The following is a 12,976-nucleotide window of genomic DNA, read 5'->3' on the forward strand; positions in this document are numbered from 1 at the left end:
CCTCCTCCGCCTCGCCCGCCACCGCATCAGCGTCTTGTTCGCAATGCTCCGTGACGGCGCCTTCTACCAACCCAGAACCCCACGCCTCACTTGACGAAAGCACATAGAGGCACCCCCCGGGCGGTTCAGTTCTCGGGTACGGCGATTTCGCCCAGCAGGGGCCAGTCTTGCTGCGTCAGGGTCGTGTTGATGATCTGCGGGGTTTCGGCGAGGTACGGGGGCAGGGTCTGCTGCGCCTTCTTGAAGTGTTCGGATTGGATGTGCGCGGCGCCTGCTGCGTCGTCGCGGAAAGCTTCGACCAGGACGTATTCGTTGGGGTCGTCGAGGCTGCGGGACCAGTCGAACCACAGGCAGCCGGGGGTTCGGCGCGGGTCGTCTGGGTGAATTCGGCGGCGATCTGCGGCCATTGGTTGGCATGTTCGGGGCGGACTCGGAACTTGGTGGTGATGAAGATCATCGTGTGTAGGTGCTGTTTTGGCGGGCAGCGGATTATCCGCGCTTTGGTCTCACAGGGTGTCGCGCAGGTGTTGTGCGTAGTGCTCGCGCAGTTGCTCGGTGCGGTCGGTGGGCCACGGGCAGAAGGTGTCGCCGTGCAGGGCTGCGAACACGATCTCGAGGTATACCTGCCATGCCGCCAGCAGGGTGGCGCGTTCGGTGGTCTGCGTGGCGGGCAGGGTGTGGGTCAGCGTCAGGCGGGTGCCGATGGGGTTTTGATCGCGGAGCTGGAATCGCACGGTGCCACCTGGTTGCCAGGCGTATTCCAGGACGTTGGGGGCTTGGAGGGCGGTGAGCGCGCCGGCTTGGCCGAATCCGTGGGTGCTCTGCAGTGGTGGTTCGTCGCCTGTGGTGGGGTGGCTGTCGCCGGTGATGAGGGCCCAGACCTGCTGGGGTGGTTGGACGAAGTCGCGTTCGAAGTGGAGCGTCCAGCCGTTGTCGGTCGGGTAAAGTTCTCCTTCGCCGAGTCCGAATTGCTCGATGTAGGCCTCGGCGCGTTCGAACCAGGTCTGCGTGGAGAATTCGGCGGTCGTGCCCTCGATCCGGGCGGTCAGGCTGTCGAGGCAGGCGTCCCAGCCGGCGGCGTGGCGGGCGGTGGACGGGCGGTCGCTGTCGGGTCCGCGCAGGGTGTGGCTGAACACCAGCAGGCAGCCTTCGGGGTGCGGGAGCAGTTCGCAGCGGATGACGTCGGTGTTCCAGCGGAAGGTGAAGACCTTCGGTGGGTCAGCTTCGAGGATTTCCCCGTCGCCGGAGGTGTCTGATCCTTCGAAGGTGAAGTACATCGGTGTGCCGGGGGTCGGCTGGTCGAAGTCGATGTGGGCTGGGAACCAGTGGGTCAGTTCGGTCGGGTCGGTGATGGCGCGCCAGACCTTCTCTGGTGGGTGGTGCAGCAGGCGTTGCAGGCGCAGCACTGGGTGGTTGCCGATCATTGTGACGGTCGTGTCGGTGTTCATGGCTGGGTGTCCTTCGGGTCGGGCATGTTGTCGAGGTGGCGTTGTAGGGCGTTGAGGCGGTCGTGCCACATTTGCCGGTAGGGCGCCAGCCAGGCGTCGATCTCGGCTAGCGGTTCGGGGCGCAGTCGGTACCAGCGGCGTTGGGCGTCCTGGCGGACTTCGACCAGCCCGGCCTGGCGTAGCACCTTGAGGTGTTTGGAGACCGTGGGTTGGCTCAGCGGCAGGCGGTCGACGAGGTCGCCGACGGCTTGTTCTCCGGTGCGCAGCAGGTCGAGGATGTTTCGGCGGTGTGGTTCGGCCAGGACTTCGAAGGTACTTGCCATCTCGTAAATATAGCCGCTGGGAAATATGCTTTCCCGGGGTGCTCAGGCGGTGAGCACGGCCTGGGTCTGGGTGGTGTGCCCGATGCGGCGCCTGGAGTCGTCCGGCAGCTCCGTCTGCACCGCTATGCTCGTGCGGCCAATGTGCAGCGGACCGCTGACCGCGTGCAACGTGCCCTCGCGCAGCGCGCGGAAGAAGTTCGTCTTCGACTCGATCGTGGCCGTGTGCGCGCCCTCATGCAGGTTCAGCAACGCGCAGACCGCGCCGTCGAGTAGGCCAGCGCCATGACCGCTCCCCCGTGCAGCACTCCCCCCGGATGTGCAGCGCTTCGGCGCCCAGTCCAGGGGCCCGCGGACCTCTTCGGCGCTCTCGGCGTCGATCTGCACGCTCAGCGATACCGCGAACGGCATGAGTTCGACGAGTTGCTGGTGGTCGACGGCGGTCATGAGGCGTCCTTGGCGAGAATCCGGGTTGCGGCGGTGACGAGTTCGGCGTTGTCGGCAGCGACCTGCCCGTCGGGCAGCAGCAGCGTGTCCTCCAGACCGATGCGGGTGGCCAGGCCGCGGCGGGCGGCGACGGTGAGTACCGGCCACGCCCCGGCGGCGGCGCCATGCAGCAGGATCGGCGTCGCCGCAGGGCGCAGCCGTTCCAGCAGCGCTTCAGCGGTGGTCGCCGCGCCCCGCGCGGTCAGGTCGGTGACCTTTGCCGACACCCGCAGCACCCGGCTGCGGTGCGGGGAATGCAGGAACTGGCGGTCGCTGTCGGTGCCGGAGAAGATGCCTGCCTCGATGCCGACACCACGCTCCAGCAGCACGGCTGCGACGTCGTCGGCGCCAGGTTCATGCCAGTTGACCGAGGCGTGATCGGGCAGCACCGTCCATGCCCGGATGGCCCGGATCCGGTCGGCTGGGTCCGGGGCGGTCCACACGCCGGTGGTGACCCCGACCGGGACTCCGGGAGCCGCGGCGCGCACCGCGCGCAACGTGGCTGCGACCAGGTGTGGATCGAGGCTGTCGGTACCGTCGGGCGTTTTGGGGTGCAAGTGGATGTCGGTGGCGCCGGCGGCGATGCTGTCGGCGGCGGCCTTGGCCAACTCCTCCGGGCGCACGGGCAGGTGGAAGTGCTCGCGCGGGGACCGCGCGCCGTTGAGGCAGACCTGCAACATGCGCCGATTCTCCCCCGATCCGGCGTGCGCGCGGAAGCTGGCGGCCCGTTTCGTGATCGTCTTCAGTCATCTCGCCTCGCCCGGATCGGCGATACCACGATCGCCTGGGGGTGGGGCGGAGGTACTAGCGTGGTGGTGTGTGTTGAGCAACCGGATCCTGCGCGGCGTGGCCAGCGGCGAGATCACCCTGGCGTTCCAGCGCTGGCCCAGCCCGCAGGTGCAGGCCGGATCGCGGCTGCGCGCCGCGGTCGGGCTGGTCGGCATCGGCGAGGTTCCCGAGGTCGATCCGGGCCGGATCACCGACATCGACGCAGCGCGCGGGCTTTATCTCCGCCGCGGGACTACGGTCCTCTTTGGACAGGGACGGCCGCGGCGCTGTCTACCGCCTGACGCTCCGCTCCGACGGCCCCGCACTCGAGCTGCCACCGCAACCGGTGGACTTGCGTCCGCGTGAACGGGCCGCGATAGGCCGGCAGCTGGCGCAGCTGGAGGTCTCCGCCCCGCGCGGACCTTGGACGAGGACCGTCCTGGAAGCACTGCGGCGGCGCCCCGGCTTGCGCGCCGCCGAACTCGCGGCCGACCAAGGACGGCCGGTGTCATGCTGCAAATCCGACGTGTGGCAGTTGCGTGAGCTCGGCCTCGTCGAACCCACGAGGCCAGGTTCCGGTTGTCCCTGTGTGGAAAGCCTTACATCGACGGTCCCTGGAAACGGATCCCCATGACGGTCGATCAGGTCCACCACGCCCGCCGCACTGGGGCCGCGCCCACGGACGTCTCCCCCGACGACGCCGAATCGGCGCTTTAGGTGGCGATTTGGGCGCACAGCAGCGGCGACGCTGCCACCCGCCCACCACGCCACCGAAGCAGCCCAGACCTTCATCACCGGCGAACAGCGAGCCGGCCCGGTTGCTGTCGGCGATCATCGCCAACGGCGAAGCCACTGCGGTCCATTTGCTTGCAGCGTTCCGGGCGTTCATCCGAGGTGGCGGCGACATCGGTCTCTTCGAGGCGACATCCGCCGCGCTGCGCGAGTTCTACCGGCAGCATCGGCCCCAGTGGCTGCTGGACATCGGCGCCGGGGACGGGCTGGCGCTGCGCGAACTCACCGAGCACCAGCTCATCGTCGGGGCCGCTGAGCCGAGCAGCGCGTGGCTGTCTGAGAGACCACCGCTGGACTCACCCGCCGCGGTATTACCCACCACGCCTGACAGGACACCGCGCAGGACTTCACCGCCACCCGCACCCAGCACTGGGACCTGATTCAATCCAACTTGGCGCTGCGATCCTTGCCCACCGGCGACAAGATCCGGGTGCTGCGCTGGACCGCCTCGTCACACCGGCCGGTTCGCACTGGTGGCGTTCGATGACGTCGAGGTTGCCTCGGTGTGGGAGCCCGCGTGGTTGCGCGACGGTGCTGCTGGTCGACGACCCGACCGCCGTGCTCGACCACGACGGCGGGCGCCAGATCATCGAACTGCCGGCCGAGGTCACTTCTCAGCACCAGTCGCCACCGTCATGGTCACCCACTACACCGAGTACCTCGACCACGTCGACGAGGTGGCCCGTGATGCGCGATCGGTGTCTGACCCGTTCAGTAGTGGGTGCCCATCGCTGAGCGAACCTCGGCCAGGGTCGTCTCGGCGATGGCGTTGGCCCGTTCGTTGCCTTCGCGTAGGATCCGGCGCAGATAGCCGCGATCCTGCGCGAAGGCGGCACGGCGTTCCCGCATCGGTGCCAGGTGCTCGTTGACCGCCTCGGTGACGGTGCGCTTCAACGCCGCCGCGCCCCCGGAGCTGATGTCCTCGGCGACATCGTGCGGATCCCGCTCGGTGCACAACGCCGCCAGCAGCACGAGGCTGGAAACCTCCGGGCGGGACTGCGGGTCGTAGGTGATGTGGCGCTGCGCATCCGTCTTCGCGCCCCGGATCAGCCTCGCGGTCTCGTCGGCCGTGGCCGCCAGCGTGATCGAGTTGCCGCGGCTCTTGCTCATCTTGGTGCCGTCGGTGCCCAGCAGCAGCGGGGCCGACGACAGTAGCGCATCCGGCTCGGGCAGCAGCCGCCCGTAGCGGGCGTTGAAGCGGCGCGCGATCGTGCGGGTCAGCTCCAGGTGCCGCGACCGCGCTGTGGGTGAAGATCGTGGCGCGCTGCGGGTCGATCCCGGCCGCCAGGTAGTCCAGCAACAGGTTCTGCACGTGCTCGTCGAGGCGTTCTGCGACATCGCGGTCGGTGAGCACCTGGTAGTCGGCGACGATCACCAGCAGCTCCACGCCCAGGCGCTGCAACCGGACCCGGTTGTGCAGGGTGCCGAAGTAGTGCCCCAGGTGCAGCAGCCCGGTCGGACGATCCCCGGTTAGCACCCGGAAAACGTTGGGGTGCAACGAGATCAGCTCCTTGAGCTCGGTGCTTCGGCGCGCGGCGGTGGATGTCTCGATCACGGTGGTCATGAATGGTTCTCCTCATCAGGTGGCGGGGTCCGGCCGACGCCCAGGACGTGTGGAGAACACGAAGAAGGGCCGTCCATCCGAACGGCCCGAGGTGTGCGCAAGGTGATCGGCCGCTCCTAAGCGGAGCGCCACCACGCGAGGCACGAACTGCGAATCACGCTGCCATCCTAACCCGCCCCGCAGCGCGGTGCGCTGCTGCGGGACGGTGTGGTCAGGGCAGCTCAAGCGTCATCTTGGTCCCGGTGATGGTGAACCCCAGCCGTTCGTACAGCTGTTGCGCGGGATTGCCGACAGTGACGGCCAACCCCACCTCGTTCCAGCCCCGCTCGCTCAACCACGCCATGGCGCGCCGCAGCAGCAGTCCGCCCAGCCCGGCGAACTCGGCGGCCGGGCGGCGGAACACCCCACCGACCCACGGAACACCTTCGCGGTCGTTGACCACCAGACCCGCCACGACCCGGTCCTCGGCATCGACGACCACAGCGCTGCACGCCAGCACCGGCCCCAGCGCCCGGCCGGTCAGCAGCGGCTGCAGCAACTCCGTCAGGACCTGCTGATCGTTGTCGGAAACCCGGTCCGCATGGTCCGTCGGGAACGCCTCCCGCCACGCGCCGAGCAGCTCCGATGCCGGGCGATCACAGGCCACCACCCACAGCGGCTGCGCAGGGAGCAACCGCGCCCACGCCCGTGGCGGTGGATCGGACCGCAGATCGCGTTGCATCGCGTGCGCATGCCGCTTCAGCCGCGCACCTGCCCGCCGCAGGGCCTCGCCATCGGCGGGAGCGGTCAGCACGGTCCATCCCGGCAACTCCGCGCGCAGCAGCTCCAACGCGTCCGGCCCGTCGATGGCCAGCACGTGGATGGTGTGTAACGCACCGGACACCGGCGTGTAGGACACCGTTGTGGTCTCGTTAGACAGCACCGAAGGCGCACCGGCGGGGACCTCTTGCAGCATTCGACATGGGCTACACCCGAGCACCGGTACAGGCAAGTGAATTAGCGCGCCCACTGCCATTCCTGCAAAGAGCGGGGCCGTTCCAGGTGGAACAAATGCGTTGACAGCCACCGCGGGCGTGTCGCTAGGATCATCGGCGCTATGAAGAACTGACTTCGAGCCAGGCCCGCGTCCGAGGCTTCCGCGCCCCTTCCACCGGTCGCGTTGAACCATGCCCGGCGGCAACTGTCATCGAATCCGGGGTGCGTGAAATTCAGTGTCCTTCGTCCTGCTCGCACGTGATCTCGGCAAGTCCTATGCGGACCGCCGCGTCCTCGACGGAGTGTCGCTGACCGCCTCGCCCGGCCAACGCATCGGCCTGGTCGGTGAGAACGGTGCGGGCAGATCCACCCTGCTGCGGATTGTGGCCGCCGGCCGGCTGGCACCTGACACCGGCAGCGTGCTGCTGGCCCCCGCTGACCTCGACCGGCCCTTCGGGGCGCTGTCGCCCGGCCAGCGCCGCCGGCTGGCCCTGGGCCCTGCTGCTCGCCGACCCACCACAGGTGTTGTTACTGGACGAACCCGCCAACCACCTGTCGCTGACCCTCGTCAGCGAACTCGAAGACGCCCTGCACACCGCTTGCGGGGCCATCGTCGTCGCCAGCCACGACCGCTGGCTGCGGCAGCGCCGGAACGGGCCCACCCTGAACTTGCACGACGGCCGCAGCAGCGCCTGAGGGGAGCCACCGCCATGTCCGACACACCCGACCCCACCCGCGTGCACCCCAGCACCCGGCCAGAACTGACCAACGTGGCCTTCCTGTCTACAGTGGTCCGCTCGCCGCTGATCGAGATCGGCGAGTACACCTACTACGACGACCCCGGCGGCGCCGCCGAATTCGAAACCCGCAACGTGCTCTACAACTACGGGCCCGCGAAGCTGCGCATCGGCCGGTTCTGCGCGCTGGCCACCGGGGCGCGGTTCACCATGCCCGCCGCCAACCACCCCATGATCGGTTGCTCCACCTACCCGTTCACCATGTTCGGCGGAGCCTGGACCGAGGCCACCCTCGACATCGCCGCCGACCTTCCGATCACGGGCGACACCGTGATCGGCAACGACGTCTGGATCGGCCGCGACGCCACCATCATGCCCGGCGTGCACATCGGCGACGGCGCGATCATCGCCACCGGCGCCGTGGTCACCGGCGACATCCCCGCCTACGGCGTCGCCGGCGGCAACCCCGCCCGGGAGATCCACCGCCGCTTCTACGACGCCGACGTCGAACTGCTGCAACGCATCGCCTGGTGGAACTGGCCCATCGAGACCATCACCGCGCACGTCCGCACCATCATGGCAGGCCAGCCCAAAGACCTCGCCGCACTGGCCCGCCAGGAAGGTCTGCTCGATGCCTGAACTCCACGTCGCCACCCCCGACGGGCTGCGGCTTTGGACCGAATCCCGCTGCGACCCCGCAGACCCGCCGGTACTGCTGATCATGGGCGCCAACGCCAACGAACTGGGCTGGCCCGACGAGTTCACCGACGCCCTCGTGGCGCAGCACCTGCACGCCCTGCGCTACGACCACCGCGACACCGGCTCCACCCACCTGGACATCACCGGCTACGCGCTGGAGGACCTCGCCCGCGACGCCGTGGCGGTCCTCGACTGGCACGGCATCGCCACCGCCAAAACGCGGCACTGGTACCAGGCGCTGCGGGGCCGAAGCCAACGCACTCGCCTTGACTGGACGCGGATGCACGTGGTGGGCATGTCCATGGGCCGCACCCTCGGTCAACTGCTCGCCCTGGACCACCGCGACCGGCTGCGCACCCTGACCCTGCTGGCCACCGCCGCCCTCGACGCCGACTTCGCCGAAGCACTGCGCCCCGCCGTCGAAGGCGAACCCACCGAGCTGTCCGCGCCCACCCCACAGATCGTCACGGCGCTGGGCCACCGCGGCGATCCCGCACCCGACCGCGACCGCGCTGCAGCGACGATTGGCCGAATGGCGGCTGCTGGCAGGCGACGCAGACCCCCTTCAACGAAGCGGAATTCCGCCGCTGGGAGAACGCCGCGATCGATCACGCCGGCAGCTACCAGCAGCCCAGCGCACACGCCTTCGCCACCCCCGTGCCCACCGAACGCGGCGCCGAACTGCGCCACGTCACCACCCCGACCCTGGTCATTCAGGGCCCGCGTGACCCCATCAACCCACGTCCGCACGGACTGCACAACGCCGACCTCTTCCCCGGCGCCCGCTGCGAGACCATCCCCGGGCTCGGCCACGCCCTGCCCACGGCCCTGCACCAGAGGCCACCATCACCGACCACATCAAACGATTCGAGAGGACCGCGTGATCGACCCCCGCCTGCGCGACCGCGTCGCCGTGATCACCGGCGCCGACAGCCCGCTGGGCATCGGCGCCGGCATCGCCCGCGCCCTGGCCCGCCAGGGCGTCAAGGTCGTGCTCGCCTCAGATCCCGAAGCACCCCCGGGCAGCACCACCACCGGCGCCGACCGCACCTACAGTGCGGCCAAGGCCACCAGCACCGACCACGTGCGCGACGCCTTGCGCGCCGACGGCGCCGACGCCGAATCCCTGGCAGTCGACCTCGCAGACCCAGCCGCCGCACCGGCGATCTTCGACCACGCCGAAACCCACCTCGGGCCCGTGGAAATCCTCGTCAACAACGCCGCGCACTGCGTGCCCGACACCTTCCGGCCCGGCCCCGCACGCGGTGCCACCACCGTCACCGCGGCCAGCCTCGACGCCCACCATGTGGTCAACACCCGCGCCCCGGCACTGCTGATGGCCGAATTCCACCGCCGCCACCTGCGCCGCAAGGCGCGCTGGGGCCGCATCGTCAACATCTCCACCGATGCCGCCTCCGGCGCACCCGACCAGATCTCGTACTGGGCCACCAAGAACGCCCTGGAATCGCTGAGCCGCTCCGCAGCCACCGAACTCGGCCCCGCGGGCATCACCGTCAACACCATCTCGCCCGGCCCGGTACAGACCGGGTGGATCAGCGACGACATGAACACCCGCTTCGCCGAGTTCAGCCCGCTGGGCCGCGTCGGCCGCCCCGACGACATCGCCGACCTCGCGGTCTTCCTCGCCTCCCACCAAGCCCGCTGGATCACCGGCCAGACCATCTACGCAGGCGGCGGCAAACGCATGATCTAACACCCCGGGCAATGTACAGTGGTTGATCACGTCCGCAGGGGAAAACCGGGGCGAAATCGTTGCTACGTTCCCGGCATGCCACGCGTCGCCAGCCTCGCAGGCTAACGCCGGTTCTGGACGGCATCGACCGCGACGCCAGCGTGCTCGGCGCCCCGCTCGGGGGGTGTGGTCGCCGACGCCGCGACCCACCGCACCCCGCTGTGGCTCGGGGTCACCGGCCTGGTCGTCTCTGCCACGGCGCTGGTCGCCTCACCATTGCGCCATCCCGGCACCCCGAGCAGCCCGAAGCCGATCTGCTCAGAACCTGACGTTCGGCCCGGTCACCGCGCTGCCGGAACGCGGCCGGTTGCGCACCGAGTCGACCGGGCGGAAATCCCGGCGGTGACGCTGAAGGTGATCGCCACCAGCCACAGCAGCACCCCGACGACCGCCAGATGGTGCAGTCCGGCAGTATCTGCAGGTGCGCCCGGAGAACCCGCCACCGCGCCGAACACGGCGACGCCCAGCGCCGTACCGGTCTGCCGCATGGTGTTGTTCACCCCGCTGGCCAGCCCCGACCGCTGCGGCCCAAGCGCGCCGACCGCGGCAGTCACCACCGATGTGGTCAGCAACCCGGCACCAACCCCGCACGCCACCAGCACTGGCACCACCTCGGCATAACCACCGTCCGGCGACGCCAGGCCCCAGAACCCCGATCCCGCCGCCGCGATCGCCGCGCCGCACAGCATCGGCACCTGAGGCCCGAACCGCGCCACCATCCGCCCGGCCACCGGCGCCAGCAGCACCAGCGGAACCGACATCGGCAACAGCAGTAAACCCGTGCGCGCCGGCGAGTACCCGCCGAGGTTCTGCAGGTACTGGGTGAGCACGAACAACGTGCCGTTCATGCCGAGATTCATCAGCAGCGCCACCGAGTTCGCCGCCAGGAACGGCCGGTTGCCCAGCATCGCGCGCGGTACCCGGCGCCCGGCCACCCACAGTGCGACCAACGCCGCCAGCAGCGCTGCCAGCACCAGCACGTCCACGCCGGCCCGGCCCGCCTCGATCACCGCGAACACCACCGCGGTCAATCCGGTGACCGCGCCCGCCAGCACCCCGACGCGCACCCGCTGTGCAGGATCACTGGGCAGATCCGGCACCACCATGCCAATCCCCACGACCGCGGCGATCACCACCGCCACGTTCAGCGCGAACACCAGCCGCCAGCCGCCCCACTCGACCAGCACACCACCGAGCAGCGGACCGGCCGGCAACGCCAGCGATGACACCGCAGACCACACACCCAAGGCCCGGGCCCGTGCCGCGGGATCCGGATACACCCCGGTGATCACCGCCATGCTGCCAGGCAGCAGCAACGCTGCCCCAGCGCCCTGCACCGCGCGGGAAGCGACCAGCACTCCAAGCCCTGGGGCCAGCACACACCCCAGCGATGCCCAACCGAAGAGCACCATGCCCGCCAGCACCAACCGGCGGTGCCCGAAACGGTCGCCTAACATGCCACCGACCAGCAACAACCCGGCGATGGCCAAGGCGTACCCGTCGACCACCCACTGCGCCCCGGCTATTCCCACGCCCAGCGAACCGCGGATGCTGGGAAGAGCCACGTTGACCACCGTGACATCCAGCAGCACCAGGAACATGCCCGCGCACATCACCACAAGCACCAGCGCGGGAGAACCAACACCTCGTCGCATTAACACGTCCCGAGACTGCACCCGCAACAGTTCACGCCAGCCTGAAACGTCGCGGGCGCATCATGGAGCCATGGCAATCCGGGGAGACTGCGACATCGCCCAGGTGGCCGGGCTGTTCGCCGAACCCGGCCGCGCCAGGGTGTTGCAGGCGCTGGCCGACGGGCGTGCGCTACCCGCGTCGGTGCTGGCCGCGGAAGCCGGGTTGTCGGCCAGCGCCGCCAGCGCCCACCTGACCAAGCTTTGCGCCGGCGGACTGATCGAGGCCGAGAGGTCCGGGCGGCACCGCTACTTCCGGCTCGTCGACGACCGGGTGGCTGCCGTGCTGGAAGCACTCGCAGCGATCGCACCAGCCGAACCGGTGCGCTCGCTGCGCCAGGGCACCCGCGCCGCCGCGGTGCGCGAAGCCCGCAGCTGCTACGACCACCTCGCCGGTCGGCTCGGTGTCGCGGTCACCGCGGCACTGCTGGACCGCGGAGCACTCGCCACCGAAGACGGCATCCCCAACACCCGGCGCCGCCCCGGCGATGTCCTGTCCGTGCAGCTCCGCGACCACCCCTACCAGCTCGGTCCGCACGCCGGACCGGTCTTCGCCGCACTGGGCGTAAATTTGCACGCCATGCAGGCCGGACCGTCACGGCGGCCGCTGCTTCGGTTCTGCGTGGACTGGAGCGAACAGCGCCACCATCTCGCCGGGCGGCTGGGCGCGGCGTTGCTGACCGCGCTGCTCGACACCGGCTGGCTGGTCCGCAGACCTCAGCGGCGTGCGCTGAAACTCACCGAACACGGCGCCAACGGCTTGCAGGAAGTCCTCGGTGTCACGCCGGACGGGTCCGATCGGTCAGCAACCGCACCGCCAACCCGACCAGCACCGTGCCCATGAAGTAGCGCTGCACCCGCAGCCACACCGGCCGCCGCGCTAGCACACCCGCCACCGAACCGGCAGTCACCACGATCAGCGCGTTGACCGACAACGCCACCACGATCTGCACCACGCTCAACGTCAGGCTCTGCAACGCCACTCCGCCGCGAGCGGGGTCGATGAACTGCGGCAGCAACGACACGTAGAGAACCGCGATCTTCGGGTTGAGCAGGTTGGTCACCAAACCCATCGCGAACAACCGACCTGGCCCGTAGCCGGCAGTGGGCACCGGCGCGAACACCGACGCCCCGCCCGGTCTCACCGCCTGCCACCCCAACCACAGCAAGTACGCCGCACCGGTGATCTGCAACACCGTGTACAGTGCGGGCACCAGGGCGAACACCGTGGCGATGCCGGCGGTAGCGGCCGCGGCGTACACCAGGAACCCCACCGCCACCCCCAGCAGCGACACCAACCCGGCCGGCCGCCCCTGCGTCAGTGACCGCGACACCAGGTAGAACATGTTAGGCCCGGGCGTGAGCACCATGCCCAGCGCCACCACCGCGATCCCCGCCACTGCCGGAAACTCGACCACCACTCCGCCTTCCGCCGACCCTGCTGGCTAATTCCGCGAGGGGCTGGTTTCACCACGGGAGCGCTCCGGTACTGCCTCGCCAACCGGTGTGCGGTGGACGGCCTGTTCGCATCGGTAGACGACGCGAACGGTCCGTTCGCCTCACGCCCGCACCTTCCCAAACAGCCCCAACAACTCGCCGAAATTAACCAGCAGGGTCGGTGCTGATCCTGGTGGTTAATTGGTTTAGCCTGCCAGGCTGAGTTCGAGGCGGGCGAGGTGGCTGGTGCGGGTCCGGTCGAGCGGGTGGCTGTTCCACCAAGCGTCGAGTCTGATCAGGTTCAGT

13 protein-coding genes and 3 pseudogenes are annotated in these 12,976 nt (G+C 69.4%); 6 read left to right on the forward strand and 10 right to left on the reverse strand.

Annotated features, from left to right (window positions below):
- Positions 1-125: 125 nt before the first annotated feature.
- The 5 genes and pseudogenes from ACWDKQ_RS32485 to ACWDKQ_RS32505 all read right to left on the reverse strand — a co-directional run bounded on the left by ACWDKQ_RS32485 (position 126) and on the right by ACWDKQ_RS32505 (position 2,934).
- Positions 126-457 (reverse strand): annotated as a pseudogene (locus ACWDKQ_RS32485) (putative quinol monooxygenase).
- 49 nt (positions 458-506) lie between these two features.
- On the reverse strand, positions 507-1,448 hold the full coding sequence (locus ACWDKQ_RS32490; protein WP_450142591.1) for an SRPBCC family protein: 942 nt from the start codon (positions 1,446-1,448) through the stop codon (positions 507-509).
- Positions 1,445-1,771 (reverse strand): ArsR/SmtB family transcription factor, encoded by a 327-nt coding sequence (locus ACWDKQ_RS32495; RefSeq protein ID WP_450142592.1) that lies wholly within the window; start codon positions 1,769-1,771, stop codon positions 1,445-1,447. The genes ACWDKQ_RS32490 and ACWDKQ_RS32495 overlap by 4 nt, the downstream gene beginning before the upstream one ends.
- Positions 1,772-1,813: 42 nt before the next feature.
- Positions 1,814-2,215 (reverse strand): PaaI family thioesterase, encoded by a 402-nt coding sequence (locus tag ACWDKQ_RS32500; protein ID WP_450142593.1) that lies wholly within the window; start codon positions 2,213-2,215, stop codon positions 1,814-1,816.
- Positions 2,212-2,934, reverse strand: a complete 723-nt coding sequence (locus tag ACWDKQ_RS32505; RefSeq protein WP_450142594.1) for a 3-keto-5-aminohexanoate cleavage protein — start codon at positions 2,932-2,934, stop codon at positions 2,212-2,214. The genes ACWDKQ_RS32500 and ACWDKQ_RS32505 overlap by 4 nt, the downstream gene beginning before the upstream one ends.
- A 142-nt stretch (positions 2,935-3,076) precedes the next feature.
- Between ACWDKQ_RS32505 and ACWDKQ_RS32510 the strand changes: the two genes are divergently transcribed.
- Together ACWDKQ_RS32510 and ACWDKQ_RS32515 are read left to right on the forward strand one after the other, a co-directional pair.
- Positions 3,077-3,388, forward strand: a complete 312-nt coding sequence (locus ACWDKQ_RS32510; RefSeq protein ID WP_450142595.1) for a hypothetical protein — start codon at positions 3,077-3,079, stop codon at positions 3,386-3,388.
- Between the two features lie 452 nt (positions 3,389-3,840).
- Positions 3,841-4,194: a hypothetical protein gene (locus ACWDKQ_RS32515; RefSeq protein WP_450142596.1), complete on the forward strand. Its 354-nt coding sequence runs from the start codon at positions 3,841-3,843 to the stop codon at positions 4,192-4,194.
- Between the two features lie 331 nt (positions 4,195-4,525).
- Here ACWDKQ_RS32515 and ACWDKQ_RS32520 read toward each other — a convergent pair whose 3' ends face one another.
- The 3 genes and pseudogenes from ACWDKQ_RS32520 to ACWDKQ_RS32530 form a co-directional block, all read right to left on the reverse strand.
- Positions 4,526-5,152 carry a tryptophan--tRNA ligase gene (locus ACWDKQ_RS32520; RefSeq protein ID WP_450142597.1) on the reverse strand — a complete coding sequence of 209 codons (627 nt, stop codon included), beginning with the start codon at positions 5,150-5,152 and terminating at the stop codon, positions 4,526-4,528.
- Positions 5,106-5,378 (reverse strand): annotated as a pseudogene (locus tag ACWDKQ_RS32525) (tryptophan--tRNA ligase); the annotation flags it as partial. The pseudogene ACWDKQ_RS32525 and the gene ACWDKQ_RS32520, both read right to left, overlap by 47 nt.
- A 211-nt stretch (positions 5,379-5,589) precedes the next feature.
- Positions 5,590-6,333 carry a GNAT family N-acetyltransferase gene (locus ACWDKQ_RS32530; RefSeq protein WP_450142598.1) on the reverse strand — a complete coding sequence of 248 codons (744 nt, stop codon included), beginning with the start codon at positions 6,331-6,333 and terminating at the stop codon, positions 5,590-5,592.
- Between the two features lie 349 nt (positions 6,334-6,682).
- Here ACWDKQ_RS32530 and ACWDKQ_RS32535 point away from each other — a divergent pair.
- The 3 genes and pseudogenes from ACWDKQ_RS32535 to ACWDKQ_RS32545 all read left to right on the forward strand — a co-directional run.
- Positions 6,683-7,049 (forward strand): annotated as a pseudogene (locus tag ACWDKQ_RS32535) (ATP-binding cassette domain-containing protein); the annotation flags it as partial.
- A gap of 14 nt (positions 7,050-7,063) precedes the next feature.
- The gene (locus ACWDKQ_RS32540; protein WP_450142599.1) at positions 7,064-7,729 is read left to right on the forward strand and encodes a CatB-related O-acetyltransferase; all 666 of its coding nucleotides are present in this window, start codon (positions 7,064-7,066) and stop codon (positions 7,727-7,729) included.
- Positions 7,722-9,503 (forward strand): SDR family oxidoreductase, encoded by a 1,782-nt coding sequence (locus ACWDKQ_RS32545; protein ID WP_450142600.1) that lies wholly within the window; start codon positions 7,722-7,724, stop codon positions 9,501-9,503. The genes ACWDKQ_RS32540 and ACWDKQ_RS32545 overlap by 8 nt, the downstream gene beginning before the upstream one ends.
- 320 nt (positions 9,504-9,823) lie before the next feature.
- On the opposite strand, the gene ACWDKQ_RS32550 is transcribed toward ACWDKQ_RS32545, so the two are convergent.
- On the reverse strand, positions 9,824-11,197 hold the full coding sequence (locus ACWDKQ_RS32550) for an MFS transporter (RefSeq protein WP_450142601.1): 1,374 nt from the start codon (positions 11,195-11,197) through the stop codon (positions 9,824-9,826).
- 70 nt (positions 11,198-11,267) lie between these two features.
- On the opposite strand from ACWDKQ_RS32550, the gene ACWDKQ_RS32555 reads away from it, so the two are divergent.
- On the forward strand, positions 11,268-12,077 hold the full coding sequence (locus tag ACWDKQ_RS32555) for an ArsR/SmtB family transcription factor (RefSeq protein ID WP_450142602.1): 810 nt from the start codon (positions 11,268-11,270) through the stop codon (positions 12,075-12,077).
- Here the strand turns inward: ACWDKQ_RS32555 and ACWDKQ_RS32560 are convergent.
- Complete coding sequence (locus tag ACWDKQ_RS32560; protein ID WP_450142603.1) at positions 12,013-12,651, reverse strand: LysE family translocator; 639 nt, start codon at positions 12,649-12,651, stop codon at positions 12,013-12,015. The genes ACWDKQ_RS32555 and ACWDKQ_RS32560 overlap by 65 nt on opposite strands.
- Positions 12,652-12,976: the final 325 nt, after the last annotated feature.

The sequence above is a fragment of the Saccharopolyspora sp. NPDC000995 genome, from assembly GCF_053599315.1.